This is a genomic window from Rhizobium indigoferae (assembly GCF_034554815.1).
In the GTDB taxonomy this organism is placed as follows: domain Bacteria; phylum Pseudomonadota; class Alphaproteobacteria; order Rhizobiales; family Rhizobiaceae; genus Rhizobium; species Rhizobium leguminosarum.
On the sequence record NZ_CP140635.1, the window covers coordinates 4,776,978 to 4,803,316 of the forward strand.

General features: G+C 62.0%; 27 protein-coding genes. 6 read left to right on the top strand and 21 right to left on the bottom strand.

Annotation, left to right across the window (positions count from 1 at the left end; all coding sequences use genetic code 11):
• Nucleotides 1-300: 300 nt before the first annotated feature.
• Both U5G49_RS23430 and U5G49_RS23435 read left to right on the top strand, forming a co-directional pair.
• Nucleotides 301-1,182 (top strand): AraC family transcriptional regulator, encoded by an 882-nt coding sequence (locus U5G49_RS23430; RefSeq protein ID WP_193446429.1) that lies wholly within the window; start codon nt 301-303, stop codon nt 1,180-1,182.
• A 235-nt stretch (nt 1,183-1,417) separates the two neighbouring features.
• Complete coding sequence (locus U5G49_RS23435) at nt 1,418-1,948, top strand: dihydrofolate reductase family protein (protein WP_193446428.1); 531 nt, start codon at nt 1,418-1,420, stop codon at nt 1,946-1,948.
• 79 nt (nt 1,949-2,027) lie between these two features.
• Here U5G49_RS23435 and U5G49_RS23440 read toward each other — a convergent pair whose 3' ends face one another.
• Complete coding sequence (locus U5G49_RS23440; protein WP_193446427.1) at nt 2,028-2,924, bottom strand: LysR family transcriptional regulator; 897 nt, start codon at nt 2,922-2,924, stop codon at nt 2,028-2,030.
• A gap of 276 nt (nt 2,925-3,200) precedes the next feature.
• Here U5G49_RS23440 and U5G49_RS23445 point away from each other — a divergent pair, with 276 nt between their 5' ends.
• The gene (locus U5G49_RS23445; protein ID WP_128408411.1) at nt 3,201-3,935 is read left to right on the top strand and encodes an SDR family NAD(P)-dependent oxidoreductase; all 735 of its coding nucleotides are present in this window, start codon (nt 3,201-3,203) and stop codon (nt 3,933-3,935) included.
• A gap of 153 nt (nt 3,936-4,088) precedes the next feature.
• On the top strand, nt 4,089-4,688 hold the full coding sequence (locus U5G49_RS23450; RefSeq protein ID WP_193446426.1) for an NADPH-dependent F420 reductase: 600 nt from the start codon (nt 4,089-4,091) through the stop codon (nt 4,686-4,688).
• A 98-nt stretch (nt 4,689-4,786) separates the two neighbouring features.
• Here the strand turns inward: U5G49_RS23450 and guaA are convergent, their stop codons facing one another.
• From guaA to U5G49_RS23465, 3 genes are all read right to left on the bottom strand, one after another.
• On the bottom strand, nt 4,787-6,349 hold the full coding sequence (gene guaA / locus U5G49_RS23455) for a glutamine-hydrolyzing GMP synthase (RefSeq protein ID WP_193446425.1): 1,563 nt from the start codon (nt 6,347-6,349) through the stop codon (nt 4,787-4,789).
• A gap of 92 nt (nt 6,350-6,441) precedes the next feature.
• Nucleotides 6,442-7,080 carry a 5'-methylthioadenosine/S-adenosylhomocysteine nucleosidase gene (locus tag U5G49_RS23460; protein WP_193446424.1) on the bottom strand — a complete coding sequence of 213 codons (639 nt, stop codon included), beginning with the start codon at nt 7,078-7,080 and terminating at the stop codon, nt 6,442-6,444.
• Entirely contained in the window at nt 7,077-7,526 is a 450-nt protein-coding gene (locus U5G49_RS23465) for a PaaI family thioesterase (RefSeq protein ID WP_003544704.1), read from the bottom strand. Before U5G49_RS23465 ends, U5G49_RS23460 begins: the two co-directional genes overlap by 4 nt.
• Nucleotides 7,527-7,793: 267 nt before the next feature.
• Here U5G49_RS23465 and U5G49_RS23470 point away from each other — a divergent pair, with 267 nt between their 5' ends.
• On the top strand, nt 7,794-8,870 hold the full coding sequence (locus U5G49_RS23470; protein ID WP_193446423.1) for a DUF2252 family protein: 1,077 nt from the start codon (nt 7,794-7,796) through the stop codon (nt 8,868-8,870).
• A 56-nt stretch (nt 8,871-8,926) separates the two neighbouring features.
• On the opposite strand, the gene U5G49_RS23475 is transcribed toward U5G49_RS23470, so the two are convergent.
• The 9 genes from U5G49_RS23475 to U5G49_RS23515 form a co-directional block, all read right to left on the bottom strand.
• On the bottom strand, nt 8,927-10,006 hold the full coding sequence (locus tag U5G49_RS23475) for a DUF1513 domain-containing protein (RefSeq protein ID WP_193446422.1): 1,080 nt from the start codon (nt 10,004-10,006) through the stop codon (nt 8,927-8,929).
• Between the two features lie 4 nt (nt 10,007-10,010).
• Nucleotides 10,011-11,111, bottom strand: coding sequence for an imelysin family protein (locus tag U5G49_RS23480; protein WP_018447893.1), 1,101 nt, complete (start codon nt 11,109-11,111; stop codon nt 10,011-10,013).
• Nucleotides 11,111-12,649, bottom strand: coding sequence for a di-heme oxidoreductase family protein (locus U5G49_RS23485; protein WP_193446421.1), 1,539 nt, complete (start codon nt 12,647-12,649; stop codon nt 11,111-11,113). Before U5G49_RS23485 ends, U5G49_RS23480 begins: the two co-directional genes overlap by 1 nt.
• Before the next feature lie 47 nt (nt 12,650-12,696).
• Nucleotides 12,697-13,974 carry an imelysin family protein gene (locus U5G49_RS23490; RefSeq protein ID WP_193446420.1) on the bottom strand — a complete coding sequence of 426 codons (1,278 nt, stop codon included), beginning with the start codon at nt 13,972-13,974 and terminating at the stop codon, nt 12,697-12,699.
• A gap of 214 nt (nt 13,975-14,188) precedes the next feature.
• Entirely contained in the window at nt 14,189-15,478 is a 1,290-nt protein-coding gene (locus tag U5G49_RS23495) for an RsmB/NOP family class I SAM-dependent RNA methyltransferase (protein WP_193446419.1), read from the bottom strand.
• Nucleotides 15,479-15,610: 132 nt separating this feature from the next.
• Nucleotides 15,611-15,973, bottom strand: a complete 363-nt coding sequence (locus tag U5G49_RS23500; RefSeq protein WP_193446418.1) for a septal ring lytic transglycosylase RlpA family protein — start codon at nt 15,971-15,973, stop codon at nt 15,611-15,613.
• Nucleotides 15,974-16,380: 407 nt separating this feature from the next.
• On the bottom strand, nt 16,381-17,250 hold the full coding sequence (locus U5G49_RS23505; protein WP_193446417.1) for an SDR family oxidoreductase: 870 nt from the start codon (nt 17,248-17,250) through the stop codon (nt 16,381-16,383).
• The gene (gene queG, locus U5G49_RS23510) at nt 17,250-18,404 is read right to left on the bottom strand and encodes a tRNA epoxyqueuosine(34) reductase QueG (RefSeq protein WP_193446416.1); all 1,155 of its coding nucleotides are present in this window, start codon (nt 18,402-18,404) and stop codon (nt 17,250-17,252) included. Before queG ends, U5G49_RS23505 begins: the two co-directional genes overlap by 1 nt.
• Nucleotides 18,405-18,416: 12 nt before the next feature.
• Nucleotides 18,417-19,109, bottom strand: coding sequence for a glutathione S-transferase family protein (locus U5G49_RS23515; protein ID WP_003544722.1), 693 nt, complete (start codon nt 19,107-19,109; stop codon nt 18,417-18,419).
• A 232-nt stretch (nt 19,110-19,341) separates the two neighbouring features.
• Here U5G49_RS23515 and U5G49_RS23520 point away from each other — a divergent pair, with 232 nt between their 5' ends.
• Complete coding sequence (locus U5G49_RS23520) at nt 19,342-20,139, top strand: undecaprenyl-diphosphate phosphatase (protein ID WP_182563604.1); 798 nt, start codon at nt 19,342-19,344, stop codon at nt 20,137-20,139.
• A gap of 243 nt (nt 20,140-20,382) precedes the next feature.
• On the opposite strand, the gene U5G49_RS23525 is transcribed toward U5G49_RS23520, so the two are convergent.
• The 8 genes from U5G49_RS23525 to dnaN form a co-directional block, all read right to left on the bottom strand.
• A complete protein-coding gene (locus U5G49_RS23525; protein ID WP_003544729.1) occupies nt 20,383-20,535 on the bottom strand; it encodes a hypothetical protein in 153 nt (50 codons plus the stop codon).
• Between the two features lie 283 nt (nt 20,536-20,818).
• Nucleotides 20,819-21,799 (bottom strand): complex I NDUFA9 subunit family protein, encoded by a 981-nt coding sequence (locus U5G49_RS23530; RefSeq protein ID WP_193446415.1) that lies wholly within the window; start codon nt 21,797-21,799, stop codon nt 20,819-20,821.
• Between the two features lie 112 nt (nt 21,800-21,911).
• Complete coding sequence (locus U5G49_RS23535) at nt 21,912-22,199, bottom strand: DUF1330 domain-containing protein (RefSeq protein WP_003544731.1); 288 nt, start codon at nt 22,197-22,199, stop codon at nt 21,912-21,914.
• Between the two features lie 28 nt (nt 22,200-22,227).
• Nucleotides 22,228-22,935, bottom strand: coding sequence for an orotidine-5'-phosphate decarboxylase (pyrF, locus tag U5G49_RS23540; protein ID WP_193446414.1), 708 nt, complete (start codon nt 22,933-22,935; stop codon nt 22,228-22,230).
• 6 nt (nt 22,936-22,941) lie between these two features.
• Entirely contained in the window at nt 22,942-23,523 is a 582-nt protein-coding gene (locus tag U5G49_RS23545; RefSeq protein WP_193446413.1) for a histidine phosphatase family protein, read from the bottom strand.
• A 1-nt stretch (nt 23,524) separates the two neighbouring features.
• Nucleotides 23,525-24,124, bottom strand: a complete 600-nt coding sequence (gene pmtA, locus U5G49_RS23550; RefSeq protein ID WP_018244435.1) for a phospholipid N-methyltransferase PmtA — start codon at nt 24,122-24,124, stop codon at nt 23,525-23,527.
• A gap of 95 nt (nt 24,125-24,219) precedes the next feature.
• The gene (locus U5G49_RS23555; RefSeq protein WP_193446412.1) at nt 24,220-25,131 is read right to left on the bottom strand and encodes a DUF72 domain-containing protein; all 912 of its coding nucleotides are present in this window, start codon (nt 25,129-25,131) and stop codon (nt 24,220-24,222) included.
• A gap of 54 nt (nt 25,132-25,185) precedes the next feature.
• Nucleotides 25,186-26,304, bottom strand: coding sequence for a DNA polymerase III subunit beta (gene dnaN / locus U5G49_RS23560; protein WP_193446411.1), 1,119 nt, complete (start codon nt 26,302-26,304; stop codon nt 25,186-25,188).
• Between the last annotated feature and the right edge of the window lie 35 nt (nt 26,305-26,339).

A 26,339-nucleotide genomic window follows, 5' to 3' on the forward strand; every position in this document is an offset into this window, starting at 1 on the left:
TCAGCTTGAGAGGCGTTGGCGGGGTGAGTTCGGAAAACAGCGGCAGGCCTTTGCCCAGCGCCACCGGCGCGACGAGCAGGGCGAACTGGTCGACCAATCCCTGGGCGATAAGAGTGTGGGCGAAGCGGACCAGATCGGCAGTTTCCGACAGCTCGCGCTCATTTTTTTCCGCGTGCCCTAGATAAGGCTTGCCTGTAAGCGGTCGTCGGAAGTTTCCGGCTGATCCACGCCAAACCGCAAGATCAGTCGAGCACGTTATGGCCGCCAGCGACTAGATGGAGCCGCCACGCAGGAGGGACGATGAAGACGGCGCTTCAAAACTATCAGGCCCGGATGCGGCGGGTGCTGGACTATATCGACCGGCATCTTGACAGTGAGCTGGACTTGGAAACGGTGAGCCGTATTGCGGCCTTTTCGAAGTTTCATTTCCACCGGCAGTTTACGGCGACCTTCGGATTGTCCGTGCATCGCTATGTCCAGCTTGCCCGTCTGAAGCGGGCTTCGCACCGGCTGGCCTACAGGGACGCCCAAAGCGTCACTGACATAGGGATGGATGCCGGTTATGAAGCACCGGATGCCTTCGCCCGCGCCTTTCGGCAACGGTTCGGGCAATCGCCTTCGTCGTTCCGGAAGTCTCCCGACTGGGAGCCGTGGCTTGCGGCCTTCGGGCCTCTCGACAACGCAAGGAGCAAGCTCATGCAGAAGACTTTTACCACTGACGACGTTAGGATTCGCGATGTGCCGCCCACGCCGGTGGCGATCATGGAGCACCGGGGCGACCCGGCGACGCTCGGCGCCACCATTCAGCGGTTCATCGCCTGGCGCGTGGCCGCTGGCCTACACCCCAAGACAAGTCCGACCTTCAATGTCTGGCGTTCCGAGCGGCGTCCTGCGTCGCCTGCCGATTATAGCGTGGACCTTTGTGTCGGGACCGACCAACCGATCGAGGCGAACGGCAAAGAGATCAAAGCCGGCGAGATTCCCGGCGGACGCTGCGCGGTCCTGCGTGTCGTCGGCAACACCGACAATCTGGAGCCCGCCGCGCTCTACCTTTATCGCGACTGGCTTCCGGCGAGCGGCGAGGAAGCACGCGATTTCCCGATCTATTGCCAGCGGCTGAGTTTCTTCCCCGAGGTGCCGGAGCATGAGGCGGTGGCGGAACTGTTCCTGCCGCTGAAATAGCGCCCTCTGGCCGCGGCTTGTCCATTCTGATCGCCGGAAGCGGACAGGCTGTTGTCCACCAGGCCCGCTCCTCTGGTCGGTCAGCATCTCGCACGGCGGGTGGCGAACGTCAGGTCGGGGTTTATGCGCACTGCAAAAACCAAGTGCGAAATAAAATCAGTTGAGCTAACGTAAAACTGATTGCATTATGCAATCAGACATGCGCGAATATGCCGTTTAAGGAAAGGAAGTGAGGATGGCCAAGCTTGTGTTCGGAATGAACCAGTCTTTGGACGGCTACGTCGATCATATGGCGTTTGGGCCAAGCCCCACGCTCTTCCGCCACTTCATCGAAGAGGCTCAGCGGCAGGCGGGTAGCGTGTACGGTCGCCGGATGTATGAGGTCATGCGTTACTGGGACGATGAACATCCTGAATGGGACGCAGAGCGACAGGCCTTCGCGGCAGCGTGGCGGAACCAGCCGAAATGGGTCGTCTCGCGCTCGTTGACGTCGGTCGGTCCCAACGCCAGCCTTGTTGGGGAAGATCTTGAGGCCGCGATCCGCAAGCTGAAGGCGGAACGCGACGGGGAGATCGAAGTTGCCGGCCCCAATTTGGCGCAAAGCCTCACCGAACTTGGCCTGATCGATGAGTATCGAATCTACCTGCACCCCGTCGTGCTCGGTCACGGCAAGCCATATTTCGCCGGACCCCGGCCGCCGCTCCGCCTGATGGCTCATGACCGGATTGGCGAGGATGTAATCAGGTTGACCTACGTTCCGGCCTGATCTGGCGACTCGCCAGATGAAAATCGCCGCTCGGCTTCCGACCGGATTACGGCAAGCGTCGCCGGCGACCTTCCGGGCGTCAGTCGCGCGACATGGACAGCCCCCCGAGAAGCGGAGCATACGCGGCAAGCCTGCGGGATACGAATTCCGTGAAGAGCCGGACGCGCTTCGTCTTGCGCGTCTCCCCCTGCGTCAGAAGCCAGAGAGTTCCATGCAGGTGCAGGTCGGCGCCCGGCACCCTCACCAATAGGGGGTCGGCATCTCCGACGAAGCACGGCAGTGTCGTCATCCCGAGCCCTTGCCGTACCGCAACGATCTGCGCTTCGCCGTCCGTGGTCCTGAACGGAACCCCCGTGGCGCGAACCTCACCCTCGCGGACCCAGTCCGGGATGCCATGAATGCTTATGACGATCCACCGGACGGGATCCGGCGCGCCCGCACGCCATGCGGCCAGTCGATCGCGAGACATGTAGACGCCGCTGAAGAGCTCCGGTCCCTTCAGGCCGTGAAGATTGAGCGGCAGGGTTTTGCGGTCGTAAACGACGCGGATCGCCACGTCGGCCTCTCGGTTGGTCAGATTTGCCAGCTCGCCGGACGAGATGATTTCCATCTCGATATCAGGATGCAGAAGCGCGAAATCGGCGAGATCCGGCATGAGCAGATGTGTCGCAAGGGTTGGAGCCAACGTCACCCGCAGAAGCCCGCGCACGCTCTGGTCGCGACCGAAGACGCGCGTCTCCAGCTGGTGCGACGACGCTTCCATCTGGTTCGCGAGCTCGAGGACCTCCTCGCCCGCAGCCGTCAGGCGGTAGCCCGAAGGCAGCTTTTCGAACATCTGCGCCCCGAGGCGTTCCTCGAGCTGAGCGATGCGTCGCAGCACGGTCGAATGATACACCCCGAGGCCCTCGGCGGCAGCCCGCACAGAGCCTCCGCGCGCCACGGCAAGAAAGTAGCGAATGTCATCCCAGTCGATCATGGTGCAATCCGGCACCGCGCGGTGCGCCTTCCAAAGCCCGTATCCAACGCATTCGTACAGCAGTACGGGCTGTCATCATAGCTTATGTCGACGGGCGCGGCTCAATTCCGAACGGCGGACGCCGATCGTCGCGGCTGGCGTCAGTCGTCCAGCCGGATCGATTTTGCACCACCGATGTGCGCGCTTCCGCACTCAACGCCTGACTCCGGCGGACCTATTTGGAGGGTCTCGGGGGCGTCCCCGAACGATCAAAGGCGGAGCCTGGAAGGAGAAGTCATGGGAAAGCTTGAGGGTAAGGTTGCGGTCATCACGGGTGGATCGAGCGGCATGGCGCTGGCGAGCGCCAAGCGGTTTGTTGAAGAAGGCGCCTATGTTTTCATCACCGGCCGGAGACAGGAGGCGCTGGACGAGGCCGTCAAGCTGATTGGCCGGAACGTAACCGGCGTGCGCGGCGACGCGGCCAATCTCGACGACCTCGACCGTCTGTTCGACACGGTTAAACGGGAAAAGGGCAGGACCGACATCCTGTACGCGAGCGCCGGCACGGGCGAAGCCGTCCCACTGGGCGAGATTACCGAGCAGCATTTCGACGCGACCTTCAACCTGAATACGCGGGGCACGCTGTTTACGGTTCAGAAGGCGTTGCCGCTGTTCAACGATGGCGGATCGATCTTCATGACCGGGTCAGTTGCGTCGCTGAAAGGTTTTCCTGGTTACAGCGTGTATGCGGCGAGCAAGGCGGCACTGCACGCGTTCGCACGCGGGTGGCTCAACGAACTCAAGGGCAGGAATATACGGGTGAACGTGCTGCATCCGGGGCCGATCGCCACACCGATGCAGGACCAAGTTCTCACCGAGGAGGCGAAGCAAATGTTCGAATCCCTGATCCCGCGGGGAAAGATGGGTCGTCCTGAGGAAATTGCGGCGGCCGCGCTGTTTCTTGCTTCAGACGATTCGAGCTTCGTGAATGGGGTGGAGTTGTCTGTCGACGGCGGCTTCTCGGCCATCTGAATTCGCGCCGGATCGCCGAAAGCGGCTGACCGTCCGGCCGTGCGGAAGTCGTTCACGGCGAGACGTCTACGCGAAAGTCGCCAGACAGCGGAACGGATCCCCAGAGCCCCTAAGGGCCTGGGAATCAATATCAACACGGATAGGAGAAGTATCATGAGCTATGCGATTGTAGGATTCGGTAAGATAGGCCAGGCCCTTGCCCACGCCTTCGCCCGTAAAAACATCGACGTGACTGTCGCCAGCCGCCGGCCGCCCGAGGCGTTGGCGCCTCAGGCGCGGGCGATTGGACCCACGGTCGTCGCCAAGCCGCTGCAGGATGCACTCGAGGCCGACACGATCATCCTGGCGGTCCCGTTCGGGGAGCATCGCGAGGTTGCGAAGGCTCTGCCGAGCTGGGAAGGCAAGACAGTCATCGACGCGATGAACGCGTTAGTTCCCCTTGAGGAGCTGGACGGCCTCCTGTCCTCCGCCTTCGCAGCGAAGTCGTTCACCGGCGCCAAGCTCGTGAAAGGTTTCAATCACCTGATTGCGTCCACCCTGGCTGCCGACCCGGTCGTCGATGGCGGCCACCGGGTCGTCTTTCTGTCGAGCGACGACGAGGAAGCGATCGCTCCCGTGGCGGATTTGGCCAAACAGCTCGGGTTCGCACCCGTCAAGCTGGGAAAGCTCAACGAGGGTGGCGCACTGGTGCACGCACGCGGCCGCACTTGGGGCCAGCTCATCTTCCAGGATTTGTTCAAGAAGGAGCAGTAATCGATCTAAGGCCGTGTGATTTGGCCCGAGAAGTACGATGGCCTAGGATTCGCTCGAGTGTCCTCTGCCCATCCGATACTACCCCACGGTACTCCGCGTCACTCCCACTCGATCGTGCCAGGCGGCTTCGACGTAACATCATAGACCACGCGGTTGATGCCACGCACCTCGTTGATGATGCGGGTCGCGGCGCGGCCGAGGAATTCCATGTCGTAGTGGTAGAAGTCCGCCGTCATGCCGTCGACGGAGGTGACAGCGCGCAGCGCGCAGACGAATTCATAGGTGCGCCCGTCGCCCATGACGCCGACCGTCTGGACTGGCAGCAGCACCGCAAAAGCCTGCCAGATAGCGTCGTAGAGGCCGGCCTTGCGGATTTCGTCGAGATATATCGCATCGGCCTCGCGCAGGATCTCCAGCTTTTCGCGGGTGATGCCGCCGGGGCAGCGGATGGCCAGGCCGGGGCCCGGGAAGGGGTGGCGGCCGATGAAGCTGTCGGGCAGGCCGAGCTCACGGCCAAGCGCGCGCACCTCGTCCTTGAAGAGCTCGCGCAGCGGCTCGACGAGCTGCATCTTCATGCGTTCCGGCAGGCCGCCGACATTGTGGTGCGATTTGATCGTCACCGACGGGCCGCCGGTGAAGGAAACGCTTTCGATGACGTCGGGATAGAGCGTGCCTTGGCCGAGGAAATCGGCGCCGCCAAGCTTCTTGGCCTCTTCCTCGAAGGTCTCGATGAACAGCCGGCCGATGATCTTGCGTTTGGTTTCCGGGTCGCTGACGCCTTCGAGTTCGCCGATGAAACGATCTGAGGCATTGACGTGCAGCAGATGCAGATTGTAGTGCTCGCGGAACATGGCGACGACGCCCGCCGCCTCGTCCTTGCGCATCAGCCCGTGGTCGACGAGGATGCAGGTCAGCTGGTCGCCGACGGCCTCGTGGATCAAGAGCGCTGCGACGGAACTGTCGACGCCGCCTGAAAGCGCGCAGATGACGCGCTTGTCGCCCACCTGCGCGCGGATCTGCTCGACCGCCTTCTGGCGATAGGCCGACATCGACCAGTCACCCTTGATGCCGGCAATGTTGTGAATGAAGTTGCCGATCAGCTTGGCGCCATCAGGCGTATGCACGACTTCCGGGTGGAACTGCACGCCGTAATATTTGCGCTTCTCGTCGGCAATGAAGGCATAGGGGGCGTTGGAGGAGGTGGCGACCACCTCGAAACCATCTGGCAGCGCGGTGACGCGGTCGCCATGGCTCATCCAGACCTGATGGCGCGAGCCGGAGGACCACAGGCCCTCGAACAGCTGGCAGTCCCTGTCGACCTCGAGGAAGGCGCGGCCGAATTCGCGGTGATGGCCGCTCTCGACCTTGCCGCCGAGCTGCATGCACATCGTCTGCTGGCCGTAGCAGATGCCGAAGACCGGCAGGCCGCTGTCGAAGATGATCTGAGGCGCTCGCGGCGATCCCTCGTCCACCGTGGAAGCCGGGCTGCCGGACAAGATCACGGCCTTCGGCTGCAGGCGGTTGAAGCCCTCTTCGGCCGATTGGAAGGGAACGATCTCGCAATAGACGCCAGCCTCGCGCACGCGACGTGCGATGAGCTGGGTCACCTGGCTGCCGAAATCGACGATGAGAACGGAGTCGGGATGTGCTGTCTGGGTCATGGCGAGGCTTTAATGAAAAGCGCTTCGCCTGGCAATGCGGGAAATCGGCGGTATCGGGTTTTTATTGTTCCAATTGTCCCGCATTCAAGGGCTCAGAACCAGAATACCCCGTCCTCCAGTGCGGTGAACAGGCTGTCGACGCCGTAAGAGAGCTTGCGGTCGACGATGTGCAGATATTCGGTCCAGCCCGAAATATGCTGCAGCTCGACGGCGCCGTCGGAAATGCCGCGAAGGCCGATCAGCGGCAGCTTGTAGCCCTGGCAGGCGCGCAGCACCGCATAGGTCTCCATGTCGACCATGTCGGCGTCGATGCCGGTATAGGCGGCGCCCGAAATGATGTTGCCGCCGGTGGAAAGACTTGCTTCGGCAATGCCGGGAATGCGCAGCGGCAGTTCGAGCGTTGCGGGCAGGTCGAGAAAGGGTGTCTTGCCCTTTTCGAAGCCGAGCGGCGAGGCGTCCATGTCGCGGTAGGAAACCGAGGTCACCTGATAGACTTCGGTCTGCTCCAGTTTCGCGGAGCCGGCCGAACCGAGGGACACGACGAGATCGGGCAGTTCGTCGACTGCATCCAGCCGCGCCAATGTCTTGCTCAGCGCGATGGCTGCCTCGACCGGGCCGACCCCGGTCATCAAAGGTTCGATGCGCGAACGCAGGAAGGGACCGTATTCGGCCTCCGCCGCCATGACGAAAAGGATGGATTTCCCCGCGATCGATTTCAGTTCGAACTTCATCCCGTAATGCCCTCTCTACCGCGGATCACCATCATCGTTCCGGTCATGGAGGCGATGAGTTTGGCCGGCCCGTCGCTGATCGCGTAGCCTCGTCCGTCGGCGACGATGATGGTGGAGCCGGGTTTGGTGATTTCCCCGCGAAACAGGAAACGATCGCCACGCCCCGGCGACATGAGGTTGACCTTGAACTCGATCGTCAGGATCGAGGCTTCCGGGTCAATGACGCTGTAGGCGGCAAAGCCGCAGGCCGAATCGAGCGCTGCGGAAATGATGCCCGCATGCAGGATGCCGTGCTGCTGTGTCAGTTTGACGTCGAAGGGAAGCTCGATCTCGACGACGCCGTGCTCGACGCGCGTCAGCTCCGCGCCGATCGTTTCCATCGCCGCCTGGCGCGCAAAATTGCGGCGGATTCGCGCGCGGAAATCGCCCCTGTCAGTCTCGCTCATGTCTGCCCCTCTTGCAGCCGCGAAAGTGGCATGGCGCGCCGCATTCGACAAGCTGGACATTGTTGAAATCGGTCCGGGCGGCGATGGAAACCCGGGACCGTGTCGCCGGGGCAACCTTTCACCTTTGCGTCGCCGCGCAAGCCGGTACAGCTGGCCAGTACCGCTGGCCAGTACCGCTGGATTGTGGCGATCCGATGCGAAGACGATTGCAGCTTCGCGCGGTGCGCGTATTCTCCGCATCGGGTCGCGAAATGATGGAGCGCCGGCATGACGACGATATCGCAATCGGTCCGGAATTTCGAGACCTGGCTGGCCGGCGAACTCGGCGACGATCTCGTCAAGGACGATCTCCGGGAGAAGCACGAAAAGATGCGAAGCGACGATTTCGTCTTCCTGCGCGCCACCTATTGGCGCTGGTGCGAGATCATCCTCGATATCTGCCCGGAACTTGGCTCCGTGCCCGAGGTGTTGGCGATCGGCGATACGCATCTGGAGAATTTCGGCACATGGCGCGACATCGAGGGCCGGCTCGTCTGGGGCGTCAATGATTTCGACGACGCGGCGGTGATGCCCTATGCGCTGGATCTCGTTCGCCTTGCGGCAAGCGCCATCCTGGCGCGCGGCGACAACGGTCCCTCGGTTCGCATGATCGGCGAATTGATCTTGAGCGGCTATCGCAGGGGCCTTGAAAATCCGTTGCCCGTCATCCTCGAGCGCGACCACAAATGGCTGCGCAAGGCGCTGATGCTGCCGAATTCCGAACGCCGGGAATTCTGGGAGAAATACGAAATGTTGCTTCCCGGCAGCAAGCCGCCGCCATCAGCCTATATCAAGGCGCTCGCCGCCGCGCTGCCGTCCGGGGCAGGGCCTTTCGTGCCGAAGCCGCGCAGCGGCGGCACCGGCAGCCTCGGCCGGCCGCGTTTCGTCGCCTATGCCGAATGGCAGGGTGGGCCGGTGCTGCGCGAGGCGAAGGCGCTGCTGCCGTCCGTCTGGTCGCTTCGCCACAGGCCGCAGGACGTGGCGATCCATGCGGACGAGATCGCCAATGGACGGGCGCGCTCAGCCGATCCTCACTACCGGGTCTCCGGCCGCATCCTCGTGCGCCGGCTCTCGCCGAACAGCTGCAAGATCGAAATCGACCGGCATCCCGAGATCCTGCTTTCGCCGACGATGCTGGAACTGATGGGCTTCGAGATCGCCAATTGCCATTCCGACGATGCGGCGGCGGTTGCAGCGATCCTGAAGGACTTGGCGGTGCGGGGAAACGAATGGCTGCACGAGGCGGCAAGGGCCGCGGCATCGAGCGTCAGCGCCGAGCAGAAAGCCTATTCCCGCGCCGGCTAAAGCAATTCCAGCAAAAGTGTGCAGCGGTTTTGCGTCCGGAATTGCGCCTCTCTGATTTAGATCCGCACGATGTGCTGATCCCAGGCGACGTCGCTGCGGGTCGACAGGAAACCGCCATCATAGGAGGAGATGGCAAAGCCGCCTCTTGCCGGCGCGATGCCCGCCGCATCGGGAACGACGGTCTCGGCCAGCACCTTGCCCGACTTTGCATCAAGGGTCACCGAGGCGCCGCCCTTCGGCGAGGTGATACCGACGAGACCTTCGCTGCGATTGACGGCGATCGCCCCGACGTAATTGGCAAGCCTGCGCGTCGTCTCCTCCGGCAGGTCGATGAAGGAGAGATCTTCACCCTTGGCGAAATGGCCGACGAGCGGCGGCAAATCCTGGCGGTGGCCTTCATACTGGCAGGCGAACCAGATGCGGCCCTCGCCGTCGAGATCGACGTGGCGGGTGGAGAGTTCTGCCCATTCCGCCGGCAGCACATGTTTTTCGACCAGCGCCCCGGTTGCCGCATCGATCAGCGCCAGCGATGGCTGCATCTCGCCGAGATTGAGCTTGGTGCGGCCGAAATCCGGATGCGTCTCGATGCCGCCATTGGCGACGATGAGAAGGCGTCCGTCCTCGGAAACGGTCATGTCGTGCGGACCGATGCCGTAGGTCTCGAATTCGCCGATGCGGGCGAAGCGGTCGGTGGCGTCGTAGAGGCCAATCATGCCGCGATTACCGTCGAAGTCGTTCTCGCTGGCATAGAGCAAACGACCATCAGGAGAGAAGGCGCCGTGGCCGTAGAAATGCCGGTCCTCCCTGGAGTTGATGACAACAGGCTCGCTTTTGTTCCAGGGATCGAAGATCATCGCATAGGTGCCGGGCCGGCGCGCGAAGGCGACAGTCTTGCCGGTGCTGGCGCTGAAGGCCATGCCGTGAGCGCGGGCGGGAAGCGCCACTTGGTCGACGATCTCGCCACGCTCGGTCACGGTCGCAATGGCAAAGGAGCCGTCGGCTGCACGAATGCCCGAGGCATAGACCGCATCGGCCCGCTCCAGCGCCATCAGCGACCTCGGCGCCAAGGCCGCAAGGAAGCCAAGGCCGGCCGCCTTGACGAAGTTGCGTCGGTCGATCGCGGCACTTGGCATCATCGTCTCAGTCTCCGTCCGAAAAGGAAAAGCCGGCTGAAAGGCCGATGGCCGCGCCATATTCGTCGCTGATCCGGGTGATCAGGTCGCGGCTATCGGCAAGCAGCGTATCGAGCTTGGCCTTCTCCGCATCGCTTGTGGCGACATCGATGTCGGGATTGAGCTTTGGCACGCTGTCGAGCAGCGATTTGAAGTCCTCGTCGATCGAGGCGGCAATCGGCTGCTTGTCCGGCGGCAGAAGCTCGGCCATGCCGGCCTTCTGCCAGAGCGTGCGCAGGCCCTCCAGATTGGCGGCCATCGATTTCCAGGTATTTTTGGAGCGCCAGTAGATCGCCATGCGCGGCCGTGGCGCGGTGTCCTTGCCCTTGTAGAACTGTTCCAGCCGCTGGTCGCGGACATTCTCAGCACCATGGACGAGAATGCCGAGCAGCGCCGTCACCGCTTCCTTGTTGTCCATGAAATCGTTGCTCTGCGGGCCTGGATGTTTCCAGCTCGCCTGCACGCCATCGGGCTTTTCCCAGGCGGCGACGACTTCGCCGGCCTCACGCTGGATATTGCCGGCGACCGCCTGGCCGTAAAGGCAGCGGAAACTGCCCTTCTGCCCGACGAGATCGTCGGAGCCATTGCCGTAAAGCACGTATTCCAGCGCCGTCAGGCCTTGCAACGCAACACTCTTGCCGGCGATCGCATCAACGGTCGCATCCTTCGGATCGGCCTTGGCGATCAGCGCCTGCACCTGCTTGAGGCCAACGCCCTTGCGGTCGGGATAAAACAGGATGTGCTCGAAGAGATTGTCCTGGATAACAGGCCCGGTCTGGACGATCTCGATGATCGACCAATAGCGGATCGTGTCGTCGAAGGTGGACTTTGCTTTGTCGAGCGTCTGCTGCGTGCCGTCGGCGCAAAGATCCTTCATCGCCGTCGTCAGCCGGGCGGCCGATTGCTGCATGTTGCGATAGCCGGGACGGATCACCTCGTCGACGGCGCGCTGCATGACGGCGGGAACGGCATCCTCGTTCAGCCCTGCCGGGGGAGTGGCCGTCTGGGCGGCCGCTGATGTCGCGAGGCCGATCAGAGGAAGGCAGAGCAGGGGGTGCCAAAGGCGCATCAAAGTGACTCCAGGAATGTAATCAGGGCCGCCCTGTCGTCGGTCGACAGGGAGGAGAAAGTGTTGCGGGCCTTTTCAGCTTCGCCGCCATGCCAGAGAATCGCCTCGGTGAGGCTCCGCGCACGGCCGTCATGCAGGAAAAAGCTGTGTCCGCTGACAGTCCGGGTCAGTCCTATACCCCATAGCGGCGGCGTGCGCCATTCACGTCCGCTTGCAAGGCCAACCTGTTGCCCGTCGGCAAGATCGTCGCCCATATCGTGCAGGAGAAAGTCGGAATAGGGCCAGATCAGCTGGAAGGATTGTGCCTTGTCCGGCGCATCCCGGCGGGTGACGAATTTCGGCACATGGCAGGAAATGCAGCCGGTTTCGTAGAAGATCCGCTTGCCCCGCAGCGTCTCGGGGAAGCTTGCCTTGCGGCGCGAGGGAACCGCGAGATTTTCAGAATAGAAGGTCACGAGGTCGAGAATGGGACCCGGCGCTTCCTGCGCGCCCAGCCGTTTCTGCACCCCGGTCGGCATATCAAGGCATTTTTCTTCCGCCTTGGTGCAGTCGCCCTGCGCCTTCGGCTGATCGGGCGTCGAGATGCCAATATCATTGGCGAAGGCATCGGCACTCTGGTCGCGCACCGTGGCGTTCTGTGCCTTCCAGCCGAATCGTCCGAGCGCGATCTTGCCGCTGCGATGGTCGCGCACGATCGCCGCCTTCCCCGAAATGCCGTCGCCATCGGTATCGTCCGGATCGGCATGGGCGAGGATATCGGCTTCGGGAATGGCCTCGATCAGTCCGAGGCCGATCATCGCCGAGGCGACACGCGGCGAAATCGTCGTCGCGGGATCGAGCGGTCCATAAGTGGGATTGACAACCGCATAGCTCGGACGGCGCAGCGACACGGTCTCGCCGTCGCCGAGCGTCACCCTCTCCTCGTGGTAGCTGATCGCGATCTTTCCTTCGGCAGCAAGGCCGGGAACGGCGAGGTCCTGCAGCTGATGGCCGTAGACCGGATCGGGAAAATTGACGACATCAGCACTCGCGACCGCCTTTTCTTCCTCCGGCGTCCGGGCCGCACGGGAAAGCCGCAGCAACATCGAGGTGGCGCTCGGGCCTCCCTCCGGCGGTTTGCCGCGGCCGTCATTGACATGGCAGCTCATGCAGGAGCGGGCGTTGAAGAGCGGCCCGAGACCATCGGAAGCCTGCGTCGAGGAGGGAGCGGAAACCCAGAGCTTGCGGAAGAGCGCGTTGCCGAGCTTGAAATTCTGCTCTTCGTCGAAGGGGATGTTGGCCGAAATATGCGAGAAGCTGTCCTCGGTGACGGGGTCGATCGAGGTCGTCGCCCCTGCCTGCATCGCTTCGTATTGTTCTGCCTTGGAAAAATCCGCTGTCGGCCGGGTGACGTCGGCGACACGTTTGAGATCGGCCGCGGAAAGGTCGGTGCGTTTCGTCGGCAGATCGAAACCGGCGGCGATGCTGACGGAAAAACCGGCAAGCGTGGCGCAGAGCGTTGCGCTGGCGATCAATCGGCGGGCCGGGGCATGCGACATTTCAGGGTCCGGGCCGCCTCGGCTTTCGAAGCGGCCCGCCTTTTTGCTTATTTGAAGACGGCGTTAGGATTATCCAAGCTGTCGGAACCTTCAAGCTGAACCGTGCCGAGATCGAGTGCGGCAATAACGCGCTGCACCGATTTCGTCTGGTCGATCAGCCCGTCGATGGCGGCCTGGACGACGGCATTGCCTTCCTTGTTGCCCTCGGCGATCATCTGGTCGTACTTCTCGACCGTCTCGCCGCGCTTAGCCATGGCGTTCATGGCATCGAGCGTCTTGTTGAGCTTGCCTTCCACTTCGGCATCGAGCGCCTTGTCCTTGGCGGCCACCAGATCGTGCAGCGACGGGCCGCTGAGCTTGGTGCCGTCGACGCGGGTATAGTTGCCGGTATAGGCGGCGGCGATGCCGATCGCGTCGTTGAGATGCGAGTTGTAGGTATTGTCCGAGAAGCAATCATGCTCTTCCTCGGGATCGTGCAGCAACAGGCCGAGCTTCATGCGCTCGCCGGCAAGCTCGCCGTAGGAAAGCGAACCCATGCCCGTCAGGATCGCGACGAGACCGGCCTTCGGATCGGCTTCGACGTTCTTCGTCGCAGCACCATCCGGCGTCCAGTTGTCGGTCATTTCCTGCAGGTCGGAAACGAGCAGGGTGGAGGCGGATTTCAGATATTCGGCGCGACGATCGCAATTGCCGTGCGTGCAATTCTTGAGATCGTAATCCGTTGCCGGACGGTCGCCGGCGCCAGGCCCCGTGCCGTTCAGATCCTGACCCCAGAGCAGGAATTCGATGGCATGATAGCCGGTCGCGACATTGGCTTCGATGCCGCCGGCCTCGGCCAGCGTGCCGGAGAGGAATTCCGGCGTCAGCTTGGAGGCGTCGACATCCTTGCCGTCGATCTTGATCGTCTTGTTGGCGATGACATTTGCCACATAGAGAGAGTTTTCGTCGCTTTCGGTGCCGTAGGAGGCATCGACATAGTCGATCAGGCCTTCATCGAGAGGCCATGCGTTGACCTTACCTTCCCAGTCGTCAACGATCGGATTGCCGAAGCGATAGACTTCCGTCTGCTGGTAGGGAACACGTGCCTTGATCCAGGCGTCCCTGGCGGCCTTGAGCGTCGCGTCGGTCGGCGCCTTCAGGAAGGCGTCGATGGCGGCGTCGAGCGCCTTGGCTGTCGTCAGCGAGTCTTCGTATTTCGCATGCGCCAGATCGGCATAGTGTTTCACTACGGCGGCGGCATCGGTCTCGGCATGCGCGGGAAGGGCGAGCAGGGCGGCGGGGGCGATCGCCAGCACGGCTGCGCGGAATTTGCGGTTGAGCTTCATGATCCTCTCCTGTGACGGGATTTTCCGTCTAATCGGGCTCCGTCTCTTCGCGCAAAAGCAAACTGGTGTCAAACACTCTAGTTTGGAATGATTTTAAGAATGGACAGGCGCGACCAACCGGTCATTTTTGAACGGCATCTGATTGAAAAATCGGCAGCAACCGTGCCATTTCGCCACGGCATCGCCATCCGTTGCAGGCCTCCGCTAAGCCGCGTCAGCCCTTGCGCTGCATGCGGCAGAAGAAGAAGCCGTCCGTGTCTGTGGAGGCGGGCGTCAGCGTCACCGTCAGGCCGTCGGAAGAATGCGGACGCGGGGCGTCCTTTCCGAAGAGCTGATCCCAGGCGGGTAGGGCGCTGACGATCTGAAAATCAGGATTGGCGGCCGTGAAGCGGCGCGCCTGTTCCTCGTTCTCCTGGGGCAGGACCGAGCAAGTGACGTAGATCAGTTCGCCGCCTGATTTGACGAAGCTGCTCGCCTGCGCCAGCGCGTCCTGCTGCTGGGCGGTGCGTTCGTCGAGGTTCTTGGCCGTCAGCCGCCACTTCGTATCGGGGCGGCGGCGCCATGTACCGGTGCCGGTGCAGGGCGCGTCGACCAGCACCTTGTCGCAGCGCCCGGCAAGGCCGGAAAGCGCCCTGGCGTCGTCATGCACCTGGACATTGCGTGTGCCCGCCCGCTTCAGCCGTTCGATGATCGGCGCCAGCCGTTTGCGGTCGGCGTCATAGGCGTGAACCTGTCCCTTGTTCTGCATGGCCGCCGCCATGGCGAGCGTCTTGCCGCCTCCGCCGGCGCAATAGTCGAGAACCTGTTCGCCATCATGGGCGAGCACCAGGTCGGCGACGATCTGCGATCCCTCGTCCTGAACTTCGAACCAGCCTTTCTGGAACGAAAGCTCGGCTGTCACGTTGGGAAGACGCGAGGCGCCTTCGCCGGCGGCAATCCGGATGCCCTGGCGGGCGATCTTCGCTGCATGCGCGTTGGCTCTTTCGAGCGCCTTGACGACCTTGTCGCGGGAGGCCTTGAGCAGGTTGGCGCGCAGATCGAGCGTCGGGCGGGCGGCGAGCGCTTGCGCCTCGGCGAGCCAGGCGGCGCTAAAAGCTTGTTCAAAGGAGGATTGAACCCATTCGGGAATATCGCCGCGGATATGCGGCGGCGCATCGTCGAGCGAGCGGCTTTCAAACGCCGCGGCGGCATCGGCGCTCAGTGGCGTCGGCGCAAACTTGTCATCCGCCAGCTCGGTGGCAAGACTGTCCGGGGTGAAACCCCATTGGCGGAACATGACGGCATGGGCAATCGCCGCGGCACTATCGTCATCCATCAGCCAGGCATGGGAAAGCCGCATGCGCAGTGCGTCATAGACGATGTTGCCGATCGCCGCACGATCGCCGGAACCGGCGAAGCGGTGCGCGAGGCCCCAGTCCTTCAGCGCGTCGGCGACGGGCCGCTTGCGGGCATCGATGTCCGCGAGCACAGAAATCGCCCCTTCGAGGCGGCCGCCCAGACGCATTTACATTGTCTCCTGTTGCCGTGGCGTGTGAACGACCAGCGCAAACGCGATAGTCACGCAGTGGATTGTTCACAAGTCTCAACCGGGTGGTAACCGCGATTGACGGCAAGAGCAAGCGCCGCTTCCGGCGCCTCAGCTGATGACCTGGTAGCAAACCTTCGCGGTGCCGGAGCTCACCATGCCGATATTCTGCGCGGCGGCGCGCGACAGGTCGATCACACGACCGCGGATGAACGGACCACGATCGTTGATACGAACGACGACAGTGCGGCCATTATTGCGGTTGGTGACCTTCACCTTGGTGCCGAAAGCAAGTGAACGATGCGCGGCAGTCAAGATGGCAGGGTTCATACGTTCCCCGGAAGCAGTTTTGGAGCGAAGTGCGTACCATGAAGCACCGCCACAGCCATTTGCAGCAAAACCTTCCGCCGGAATCATGGAGGAACAGGCGGCAATAGTTGCGGCGACGATAATAGAACGACGTATTTTCTTCAAAACAGAGTATCCCTCAACTATTGAACTCACGCCCTTGCAGGCGGCGGGGCTTAAATCTGCGAAAAAGTGGCGAAAAAGTGCTGGATGTGTTCACGGAATATTACAATCTGTAACATTCGTGAGTGCGGTGATGGAATCTCAGGAATCCATGCCGCCCCCAAATGTGGAAAAAACCTAATAAAATCAGCTAAAATCCGAACGAATTTTCCGAAGGGATAGTTAACGGCCTGGCGTTCACGAAAATCGCGAAAATATTTTTCCGATTTCGCCATATTTGCTGCCACATTTGGGCAAATTTAAAGGCCGTTAACCATAAGATGCGGCGAAAATTGTCCGGCCAAAGCGGCAAAGTAGGAATTTCCTACTCATTTTGGGTGAGTACATCCCGTCGCAAACAGGACTGCGTTCTAACCACGCCAGCGCCCGTCCTGCCACAATTGCGCAAGCGACATCGGATAGTTCGGGAAGGAGAATTCGAAGCCGGTGGCCTTCAGTTTCGCATTCGAGATGCGTTTGTTCTCGCCGTAGAAGGAGCGTGCCATCGGCGTCAGTTCGGCGGTCTCAAACGCTTGCTCGGGCGGCGGTTCGACGCCCATCAGGCGGGCTGCCTCGACGATCACATCCTGCGGCGGGCCGGGCCGGTCGTCGGTGACATTATAGATGCCGCCGAGCCCGCGCTCCGACAGGAAGTGGGTCGCGGCACCGATATCTTCGACGCGAATGCGGTTGAACACCTGGTCCTTCTTGATCAGCCGTCGCGCCGTGCCCTTCGCCAGATTGCAGAAGGCGTTGCGGCCCGGCCCATAGATCCCGGAAAGGCGGAGCACCGCCGCCGGCACACCGCGCTCCTGGCCCATCGCCAGCCAGCCCTCTTCTGCCTCGAGCCGCTCCTTCGACCGCCCGGAAATGGGCAGGCACGGCGTTTCCTCACTCACCCAGGCTCCCTTGTGATCGCCATAGACGCCGACGGTGGAGAGATAAGCGATCCATTCAAGCTTCGGCAGCAGGCTTGCGCCGTCCTTGTCAAGCAGCCGCAGCAGCGGGTCGGCCTTTCCAGGCGCGATCGACTGCGCGAGATGCGTTACACCAGTCAACGCCCGGCGCAGCCCCTCGTCCATGCTCTCGCCGTCGAAAAGGAATGCTTCGATGCCATTCTGGCGGAGCACGTCCATCTTGTCTGGCGAACGCGTGGTGCCGGAAACACGCACGCCGTTGCCTGATAAGGCCTTGGCGATCGCTGTGCCGGAATAACCGCAGCCAAAGATCATCACATGCATCAGCCCACTCCCGCCAATCGCCATTCGTTCAGGACGTCGTCATCTTTCTCATCCGCCCTTTGTGCGGCAAAGACCGAGAATTCGCCAGCCTCCATCAGCCGTGAAAGCGCCCAGACCGCCATGCCGCGCACTACGGGCGAGGGATCGTCCGAAAGCTCGCAACATGGCCCGATGAGCACCTTGTCGCCGGAATTGCCGGCGGCGATCAGGACGTTGCGGACGAAGCGGTCGCGGCCGATCCGCTTCACCGGCGAGCCGCTGAAAAAGGTACGGAAGGCGGCATCGTCAAGCGTCAGCAGAAAGGCGATCGACGGCTCCTTCAGATCTTCCCGCGCCTGCAGCTTCATCTCGGAGGCGGAGTTTGCGAACTTGTTCCAGGGACAGGCGGCAAGACAGTCGTCGCAGCCATAGATTCGATTGCCGATCAGCACTCGCAAATCGGCGTCGATCGGTCCCTTGTGCTCAATGGTGAGGTAGGAGATGCAGCGCCGCGCGTCGATCTGGTAAGGCGCCGGAAAGGCAGCCGTCGGACAGATGTCGAGACAGGCGCGGCAGGAGCCGCAATGATCGCTCTCCGGCGCGTCGATGGCAAGATCGGCGGTGGTGAACATCGTGCCGAGAAACAGCCAGGAACCGTGCGTGCGGCTGACGAGATTGGTATGTTTGCCCTGCCAGCCGAGCCCCGCCGCCGCCGCTAAGGGCTTTTCCATGACAGGCGCCGTATCGACGAAGACCTTCACGTCGGCGCCGGCCCGTGCCGCAAAGCGCGTGGCGATTTCCTTCAGCCGGCCCTTGATGACGTCGTGGTAATCGCGGTTGCGGGCGTAAACGGAAATTGCCGCTTTATCAGGCTTGTCGAGGATACCGCGGGGATCTTCCTCCGGTGCGTAATTCAAGCCGAAGACGACGACGGAGCGCACGTCGCTCCAGAGTGTGCGCGGATCGCCGCGCCGGTCGCGAGTCTCCGCCATCCAGTCCATCGTCCCGTGGCGCCCGGCATCGATGAACTGGCCGAGACGCTCCTTGGCTTCGGGGATCGCGTCCGGACGCGTGATGCGGCAGAGATCGAAGCCCTTGGCAGCAGATTCCGCCCGAACGAACTCGGTCAAATTGTCGCGGCGGCGGCGGCCTTGGTCATCATTCGGTTCGGGCATGAAGAGCCCTCGTCAGAAATCCAGATCGGCATAGTGTGAAACCGGTGTCAGTCCGCGCACGCGCTCGGTCAGCATCGGCCGGAAGGAGGGACGTGACTTCAGCCGCTGGTACCAGTCCTTGACGACGGGCGAATCCGCCCACTCGATCTCGCCGAGATAATCGAGGATCGAGATCGAGGCCGCGGCGGCCAGGTCGGCATAACTCATCCGCTCGCCCGCCAGCCACTGACGCGAACCGGCGAGCCAGGTGAGATAGCGCATATGCTGGCGGATATTCGCGCGCGCTGTGCGTAAAACCTTGGAATCTGGCGCTCCACCGCCCTGATCCGCTGTCATCTGCAACTTGTAGACACGCTCGCGGGCGAGCGGCTTGGTCACGTCGTTTTCCATTTTCTGCATGAACCATTCGGTCAGCCGGCGGATTTCCGCCCGCTGGAAAGGATCTTCGGCGAGCAGCCGCCGGTCGCGCTTCAAGACGCCATGCGTCTCGTCCAGATACTCGGAAATGACGCTCGCGCCGCAGAGCGCGCGCATGCTGTCGTCGACATAGACCGGCAGCGTGCCGGCCGGATTAAGCGCCAGGAAATCCCGGCGCTTCTCCCATGTCTGCTCCTCGATCAGATCCGCCTGATAGCCGTATTCCGCCAGGATCAGCCGGACGAAGCGAGATGCGGATGACATGGGATGATGATAAAGCGTGGGCATCGATACTCGGGCGTTGTGATTGCTGTTACAGGACTGTGTGGCAGCTCAATTATAGCGCCCTAGTCATGACTCATTGGTTGAAGCTATAGGAGCTTGGCCCCGCCAATACAAGCGAATCGGATTTTTCAGGCCACCTGATAATGGCGAAACACGGTCTAACGAACGAATGGAAGCGGCAGCCTGATCGGCCCAAGCGCTCAGGCCCGACCGAACTTTAAACCGGAGACAATGTATGGATTATATAAATGCTGCAATTCTCGGCGTCATAGAGGGGATCACCGAGTTCCTGCCGATCTCGAGCACCGGCCATCTGATCATTGCGGAGCAATGGCTCGGACATCGGTCGGATATGTTCAACATCGTTATTCAGGCGGGCGCTATCCTCGCCGTCACCATCATTTACTGGCGTCGGCTGCTGGATCTGGTGCTTGGCTGGCGCGATCCTGCCAACCGCGATTATGCCGCCAAGCTGATCGTCGCCTTTCTCATCACCGCCGTTCTTGGACTGGTCGTCAAGAAGCTCGGCTTTGAACTGCCGGAGACCGCGACGCCGATTGCCTGGGCGCTCATCATCGGCGGTATCTGGATGATTTTTGCCGAATGGGCCGCCGCCCGCAGGCCGCCTCATAAAGAGATCACCTGGCTTGTCGCCATCCTGGTCGGCATCGCCCAGATCGTCGCCGGCGTCTTCCCGGGAACGTCGCGCTCCGGCGCCACGATCTTCGTCGCCATGCTGGCGGGCACCGGCAATCGCGCAGCGGCGACGGAATTCGCCTTTCTCGTCGGCATCCCCACAATGTATGCCGCAAGCGGCTATGAATTGCTGAAGACGTTCAGGGATGGTGGAGCGGCAGGCGAAGACTGGACGGCGCTCGGCATCGCCTTCGTCGTCTCCACGGTCGTCGCCTTCATCGCCGTCAAATGGCTGCTTGCCTATATCAGAAGCAACCGATTTACGCTGTTTGCCATCTACCGCATCATTCTCGGTGTCTTGCTGCTCGGCATGGCCGCGACCGGTTTCATTGCCTGAGACATCCGTCCCGCATTGCATTCGCGCAACTCCCGGCGCGAATGCAAATGCCCGCCGGACTTCTCGAATAGACACTCGATTACCGCCAGGGCGCCGATTTCAGATAGGCGATGTTGAGGGGATAAGCGCCCGCCGCCGTTTTGAAACAGGCGATATTGAGCGGTGATCTGGAAGCGCCCTGTTTCAGGCGTTCCGGTCGACTGCTTGCTTGGAGCAGCATGCCGGCGCAGGGCCGGCCTTTCGTCAATGGATGATCGAAGCCGTCGAGCAAGGATCGACGCCGTAGGCCGGCGAGCAATCGCCCTTTACCGCCGCGACCGAACCGGGTGCAACGAAAGAGCCTGCAAGGATAACCAGCGCCGCACACGCAAACAGGAGCGCGATTGACTTGCCCATCGAGAAATGCCTTTCACAGTGATTGCCGCACGCGACCGCAGGCGTTGAGTCCGTTGGAAGACGCGCGGGTTTGGTAGTCAGTGGAATGGCAAATAGCAATAAACGTTCCTGCTAAATTTGGCGTTAATTCCACAAAAATTCCGATGCGTCTTTTATGCAACGCCGCTGAGTATGCCGAGCACCAGAACACTTCAAACTTGCGCCGGGCTTTGCGGGACACGCCAACGCCAAAACGCCGCCCGCGGTATCGGCGGACGGCGTTATCGTTCCTCGGAAAAGATGGTCAGGCGGCCTTGCCGGTACCCGTGTACTGGCCGTGCGGACGATAGTGCACCAGGTAGGAGCCAAGCACCGATGCCACCATGGTGGGCGCAATGCCGAGGCCCTTCAGCGTGCGGCCTTCCGCCTCGGCTTCGGGGGAGACGACATTGTCGCGCTTCAGCAGGCGCACTTGGTCCGGCGTGATCGGCGGCGTTATGAAGGGGACCAGCGAAGCGATGCTGCCGATCATCGAAGCGATGCCGAAGGGCAGGGATACCAGCGGGTTTTTGCGGCACGTTACCTTCAGCATCGTCTCGAGACATTCGCGGAAGCTCAGCACCTCAGGCCCGCCAAGCTCATAGACCTTGCCGCCGGCGACCTTGCCGTCGACGGCGCGGGCGACGGCCTCAGCGACATCCTCGACATAGACAGGCTGGAATTTCGTCTTGCCGCCTCCGACGAGCGGCAGGATCGGCGACATGCGCGCCATCTCGGCGAACTTGTTGAAGAAGCTGTCCTCCGGTCCGAAGACGATCGACGGACGGAAGATCACCGCATCGGGCTTGACCGAGAGGATGGCCGTTTCGGCGCGACCCTTGGTGCGGCCATAGTCCGAATCGGATTTCGCGTCGGCGCCGATCGCCGAAATATGCGTCAGTGTCGCACCTGCGCCGCGCGCCGCCTCAGCAATCGCACGACCGCCGAATTCCTGCACGGCGTCGAAAGTGTTGCGGCCGGTTTCGTGCAGAATGCCGACGCAGTTGACGACGTGGCTCGCACCGTCGACGGCGCGATCGATCGAGCTGCGGTAGCGCAGGTTCGCCTGGACGAAGGAGATCTGGCCGACATTGCCGAGCGGCTGCAGAAAGCCGGCGAGATCGGGACGGCGCACGGCGACGCGGATGTTATAACCGCGCTTGGCCAGCGCCCGAACCACGTGCCTGCCCACGAAGCCGGACCCTCCGAACACGGTGACGAGCGGCGGCAGGTTGGCAAGGGTCATGGCAGGCTCCTCGAAAGGCTTTGCGGAATGCTTGATTGGCTTCGTCTTAGCCGAATCCCGGCGCGACGGGAAGGCCTATCGTACCGTCAGTTTTGCGGGATGCGAGACCGCTCTAGACCCCTTCGACGACGACCATTTCAGCATCCGCGACTTCCTGGCGGATTTTCGCGGCGATCTGGTATTCCGGCGAATTGTAGCAGTCGACCGCATGCTGCATCGACGGGAATTCGATCACCACGTTGCGGACGCGCGCCTTGCCCTCGAGTTCGGTGAAGGCGCCGCCGCGCGCCAGGAAATTCGCGCCATACTTTTCGAAGGCCGGCTTGGCGGCCGCCACATAATCCTTGTAGCGCTCGGCATCGCGAACGTCGACGCGGGCGATCCAATATCCCTTGGCCATGGTCTTCTCCCTTTTGTCGTTGAAACTATCAGCGGTTTGCCGGCCAGAGCGCCGACACCATCTCGCTGAGGATGGCGCGGGCGGCATCTCGGGGATCGGGCGCCTTGACGACAGGCCGGCCGACGACGAGATGCGTCGCTCCCGCCTTCAGCGCGTCGAAAGGTGTCATCACGCGCTTCTGGTCGCCCTTTTCGCTACCATCAGGGCGAATGCCGGGGGTGACGATCGCCATCTCGGGTCCGACGATTTCGCGCACCGCTGTCGCTTCCTCCGCCGAGCAGACGATGCCGCCCATGCCGGCTGCGCGCGCCTGTTCGGCGCGGCGCAGCACCAGGCTGTGCGGATCCTGGCTGTAGCCCGCCTCGGCAAGGTCATCGGCATCCATCGAGGTCAGCACGGTCACGCCGAGCAGGCAGAGGCCGGAACCGGCCGCGGCCTCGACCGCCGCCTTCATCGCTTTCGGATAGGCGTGCAGCGTCAGCATCGACATGCCCATCTTGGCGATGTTCTCGACGCCGGAGGCAACGGTGTTGTCGATGTCGAGCAGCTTCATGTCGAGAAAGATCTTCTTGCCGCTGGCGGCAAGATCGCGGGCGAATTCCAGGCCGCCGGCAAAGACCAGCTGATAGCCGATCTTGTAGAAGAGAATATCGTCGCCGAGCGCGGAAACCAGTCTTTCCGCCTCGCCGATCGTTGGAACATCCAGGCCGACGATCAACCGCTCGCGTGCGTCCATCTGAAGTCACCCCTGCCAGTCTTCGATGGGCGTCCAGTCGCATGATAAGCGGCGATCCGCAAGACCGAAAGCATAGAGATTGCCGCCACCGCCCGGCTGGTCACGGTCGCGCGCGATCGAGCTCCCCGCCAGATGGCATTTGAGCAGCGTGCCGACGCCGCCATGGCCGACAAAGGCGATCGGCGCCGTCGCATCATGTGTGGCAAGAACGGCGTTAACAGACTCGACGATGCGGGCCTGCGCGTCGACGGCGCGCTCCCAGCCCTTGAAGCTTTGTTCCGGATGGGCGAAGAACCAGTCGGCCGCTTCTTCGAATTGCGGCGGCGGCAGGAAGCCGGTGGCCGAGCGGTCGTTCTCGTGCATGGCGGGGACGATCTCGACGGTCACGCCGGAAGCCTCCGCCAGAATTTCGGCCGTCTCGATCGCCTTCGTCTCGTCGCTGGAGACGATGCGCTGCAACTGCCTGACCCAGCCGCTCTCTGCCGCTTTGCGGGCACGTGCCGCGCCGACATCGGAAAGCCCCCATTTTGGCACCGGCACGTTGGCGTCGATCTTGACCTGCGGATGAGTGATGTAGATCCCGAACATCTCAGCCGCGCTTGTAGATCCAGAGCTGCGCCGGCGGAATGTTGCGCATGACGAAGTCGAAATGCTGGATATGGTAGCGGTCGGGATTGGCGGCGATCGGCGAGATCGCCCCATAGGAAATCTGCACCATCGGCCGGCCGGCCGGCAGTCGATCGAGCAGGCTTTCGAGCAGCGAGATGCGCTTCGCCATCGGGAAATTCAGAAGCGGAATGCCCGAGACGACGGAATCGAAGGTGAGACCGCCGAAATTGCCAAGAGTGGTCTGAAGATCGAAAGCGTCGCCGTTGATGAAGTGCACGCCGGGATAGGTCCGCAGCAGATGTTTGTGGAAATCCGTCGAATATTCGATCGCAACGAGATTTTCCGGACGAACGCCGCGGCCGAGGATGGCCTTGGTGATGGCGCCCGTGCCCGGCCCGAGTTCTAGCACCGGCAGCCCGGAATGGATATCGACGACGCTTGCCATGCGCTTCGCCGTGATCGAGGAGGTCGGCACGATCGAGCCTACCGTCTTCGGCCCCTGCATCATGCCTCGGAAGAAGCGGATCTCGTCGTCGAACCTCTTCCCGAACCGTTCCTTCACCTTGACCCGTAAGCTCATTCTCCACCCATCCGCATGTTGATCGAATGCCTTAATATGCCGCTTGTCGCTTAAGGGACAAGGATTTTCGCAACAAGGACATCGGCATCAACAGTTCATGCGGCTTTCGGCGCGGAACCGGGCATGAGATCGGCCAGCCTTTCGGCCAAGTGATCGGCGTCGACAGGTGCGCGCAGCTTCACGTCGGTATTGTCGAAATAGAGATAAACGTCGCGGCCCTTGGTGCGCGCCGCTACGGGCGCCAGTACCCGTGTCGCGTTCTCAGGTTCTCCGCCCGAGGCCCAGGCGCGGATGCGTTGCGCCCATATGTCGAGTGCTTCGTCCTCGTAGCCGCTGACATAGAGCTTTTCGGAGCCATGCAGGCGGCAATAGACAAAATCGGCGGTGATATCCATCAGCAGCGGCCATTTCACCGTATCGGCGCAGACGAGAGCGACCTTGTGACGCCTGAGCATCTCGATGAAGATGGGTGAGCGGAAGCTCTCGTGGCGGATTTCGAGCGCATGGCGGATCGGTTGGTGTCCGTCGCTTTTAAGCCAGGCCGGTCCCTTGATATGCCAGTCGTGACGCTTCGCAAGCGCTATCGCCGCGTCGCGGTCATGCGGCAGCAGCGACAAAAAGCTTTCGAAAAGGGATGGATCGAAGGCCATGTTCGGCGGCAATTGCCAGAGGATCGGCCCGAGCTTGGGACCAAGCCGCAGCAGGCCGGAGGCGAGGAAATTGGCGAGCGCCGTCTCGATATTCTGCAGCCGCAGCATATGGGTGATGAAGCGCGGTCCCTTGACCGCGAAGATGAAATCATCCGGCGTCTCGTCGCGCCAGCGGCCGAAACTTTCGGGCCGCTGCAATCCGTAGAAGGTGCCGTTGATCTCGATCGACCGGAAGTGGCGCGCGGCGTAGGAAAGCTCCTGCTTCTGCGGCAGGTCCTTCGGGTAGAATTGGCCGCGCCAGGGCGCATAGGTCCAGCCGGATATGCCGATGCGCACCGTTCCCGTCTTTTTGCTCATGGGATCCTCCGTTTTGACAGGAGGAAAAACGGCAAGCGGTCGCCTTCGTTCCCCTCAGACGCGCATCGGCATCAGCACGTAGAGCGCATCGTCGCCCGCCGTGTCGCGGATCAGCGTCGGCGAGCCGGCATCGGCAAGCAGGAAGATCGCTTCCTCGCCGGAAAGCTGGGCGGTGATGTCGAGCAGGTATTTGGCGTTGAAGCCGATTTCCATCGCATCCGTGTCGTAGCCGACGGCGACTTCCTCAGTCGCACTGCCGGAATCGGGATTGTTGACGGTCAGCATCAGCTGCCCGTCGGAAAGCGCCAGCTTCACGGCGCGTCCGCGCTCGGAGGAGATGGTCGAGACGCGGTCGACCGCCTGTGCGAAGGTCGTGCAGTCTACGCGCATTTCCTTGTCGTTGCCTGTGGGGATGACGCGCTGATAATCCGGGAAGGTGCCGTCGATCAGTTTCGAGGTCATGACGATCGAGCCGATCGTCAACCGGATCTTGGCGTCGGAGACCTCGACGGTCACCGTCGTTTCGGGATTGTCGACCAGCTTCTGCAGTTCGCCGACCGTCTTGCGCGGAATGATGATGCCCGGCATGCCCTCGGAGCCGGAGGGCGCATCAACATCGGCACGCGCCAGCCTGTGGCCGTCGGTCGCAACCGCCCTGAGTTTCAGCTCGCCATTGCTCTCGATCGTGTGGAAGAAGATGCCGTTGAGATAATAACGCGTCTCTTCCGTCGAAATCGCGAACTGCGTGCGGTCGATCAGCATCTTCAGATCGGTCGCCTTCAGCTTGAAGGAATGTGTGAATGTGCCGGCTGTGAGATCAGGGAAGTCCGACTCCGGCAGGCACTGCAGCGAGAATTTCGAGCGGCCGGACTGCACGGTCATCGCGCCGCCATCGGTGCTGGTGGCAAGCAGCACTTCCGAGCCGTCGGGAAGCTTGCGCACGATATCGTAGAGAAGATGGGCGGGAACGGTAGTGGCGCCGGGCTGCTCGACGCTAGCAGGTGTCGCCTCGGTGATTTCGAGGTCGAGGTCGGTCGCCTTCATGTCGAGCTTCTGGCCGTCGGCCTTGAGCAGTACGTTGGACAGGATCGGGATCGTGTTGCGACGTTCGACCACGCGGTGGACGTGGTTCAGCGATTTCAACAGGTTTGACCGCTCAATAGTAATACGCATGGGATGCTACCGCTTTCGACCGTGACTGTCCGGGC

Coding starts and splice junctions, on each gene's coding strand:
- U5G49_RS23430 (WP_193446429.1), top strand. CDS start 301: ATGAAGACGGCGCTTCAAAACTATCAGGCCCGGATGCGGCGGGTGCTG.
- U5G49_RS23435 (WP_193446428.1), top strand. CDS start 1,418: ATGGCCAAGCTTGTGTTCGGAATGAACCAGTCTTTGGACGGCTACGTC.
- U5G49_RS23440 (WP_193446427.1), bottom strand. CDS start 2,924: ATGATCGACTGGGATGACATTCGCTACTTTCTTGCCGTGGCGCGCGGA.
- U5G49_RS23445 (WP_128408411.1), top strand. CDS start 3,201: ATGGGAAAGCTTGAGGGTAAGGTTGCGGTCATCACGGGTGGATCGAGC.
- U5G49_RS23450 (WP_193446426.1), top strand. CDS start 4,089: ATGAGCTATGCGATTGTAGGATTCGGTAAGATAGGCCAGGCCCTTGCC.
- guaA (WP_193446425.1), bottom strand. CDS start 6,349: ATGACCCAGACAGCACATCCCGACTCCGTTCTCATCGTCGATTTCGGC.
- U5G49_RS23460 (WP_193446424.1), bottom strand. CDS start 7,080: ATGAAGTTCGAACTGAAATCGATCGCGGGGAAATCCATCCTTTTCGTC.
- U5G49_RS23465 (WP_003544704.1), bottom strand. CDS start 7,526: ATGAGCGAGACTGACAGGGGCGATTTCCGCGCGCGAATCCGCCGCAAT.
- U5G49_RS23470 (WP_193446423.1), top strand. CDS start 7,794: ATGACGACGATATCGCAATCGGTCCGGAATTTCGAGACCTGGCTGGCC.
- U5G49_RS23475 (WP_193446422.1), bottom strand. CDS start 10,006: ATGATGCCAAGTGCCGCGATCGACCGACGCAACTTCGTCAAGGCGGCC.
- U5G49_RS23480 (WP_018447893.1), bottom strand. CDS start 11,111: ATGCGCCTTTGGCACCCCCTGCTCTGCCTTCCTCTGATCGGCCTCGCG.
- U5G49_RS23485 (WP_193446421.1), bottom strand. CDS start 12,649: ATGTCGCATGCCCCGGCCCGCCGATTGATCGCCAGCGCAACGCTCTGC.
- U5G49_RS23490 (WP_193446420.1), bottom strand. CDS start 13,974: ATGAAGCTCAACCGCAAATTCCGCGCAGCCGTGCTGGCGATCGCCCCC.
- U5G49_RS23495 (WP_193446419.1), bottom strand. CDS start 15,478: ATGCGTCTGGGCGGCCGCCTCGAAGGGGCGATTTCTGTGCTCGCGGAC.
- U5G49_RS23505 (WP_193446417.1), bottom strand. CDS start 17,250: ATGCATGTGATGATCTTTGGCTGCGGTTATTCCGGCACAGCGATCGCC.
- queG (WP_193446416.1), bottom strand. CDS start 18,404: ATGCCCGAACCGAATGATGACCAAGGCCGCCGCCGCCGCGACAATTTG.
- U5G49_RS23515 (WP_003544722.1), bottom strand. CDS start 19,109: ATGCCCACGCTTTATCATCATCCCATGTCATCCGCATCTCGCTTCGTC.
- U5G49_RS23520 (WP_182563604.1), top strand. CDS start 19,342: ATGGATTATATAAATGCTGCAATTCTCGGCGTCATAGAGGGGATCACC.
- U5G49_RS23525 (WP_003544729.1), bottom strand. CDS start 20,535: ATGGGCAAGTCAATCGCGCTCCTGTTTGCGTGTGCGGCGCTGGTTATC.
- U5G49_RS23530 (WP_193446415.1), bottom strand. CDS start 21,799: ATGACCCTTGCCAACCTGCCGCCGCTCGTCACCGTGTTCGGAGGGTCC.
- U5G49_RS23535 (WP_003544731.1), bottom strand. CDS start 22,199: ATGGCCAAGGGATATTGGATCGCCCGCGTCGACGTTCGCGATGCCGAG.
- pyrF (WP_193446414.1), bottom strand. CDS start 22,935: ATGGACGCACGCGAGCGGTTGATCGTCGGCCTGGATGTTCCAACGATC.
- U5G49_RS23545 (WP_193446413.1), bottom strand. CDS start 23,523: ATGTTCGGGATCTACATCACTCATCCGCAGGTCAAGATCGACGCCAAC.
- pmtA (WP_018244435.1), bottom strand. CDS start 24,124: ATGAGCTTACGGGTCAAGGTGAAGGAACGGTTCGGGAAGAGGTTCGAC.
- U5G49_RS23555 (WP_193446412.1), bottom strand. CDS start 25,131: ATGAGCAAAAAGACGGGAACGGTGCGCATCGGCATATCCGGCTGGACC.
- dnaN (WP_193446411.1), bottom strand. CDS start 26,304: ATGCGTATTACTATTGAGCGGTCAAACCTGTTGAAATCGCTGAACCAC.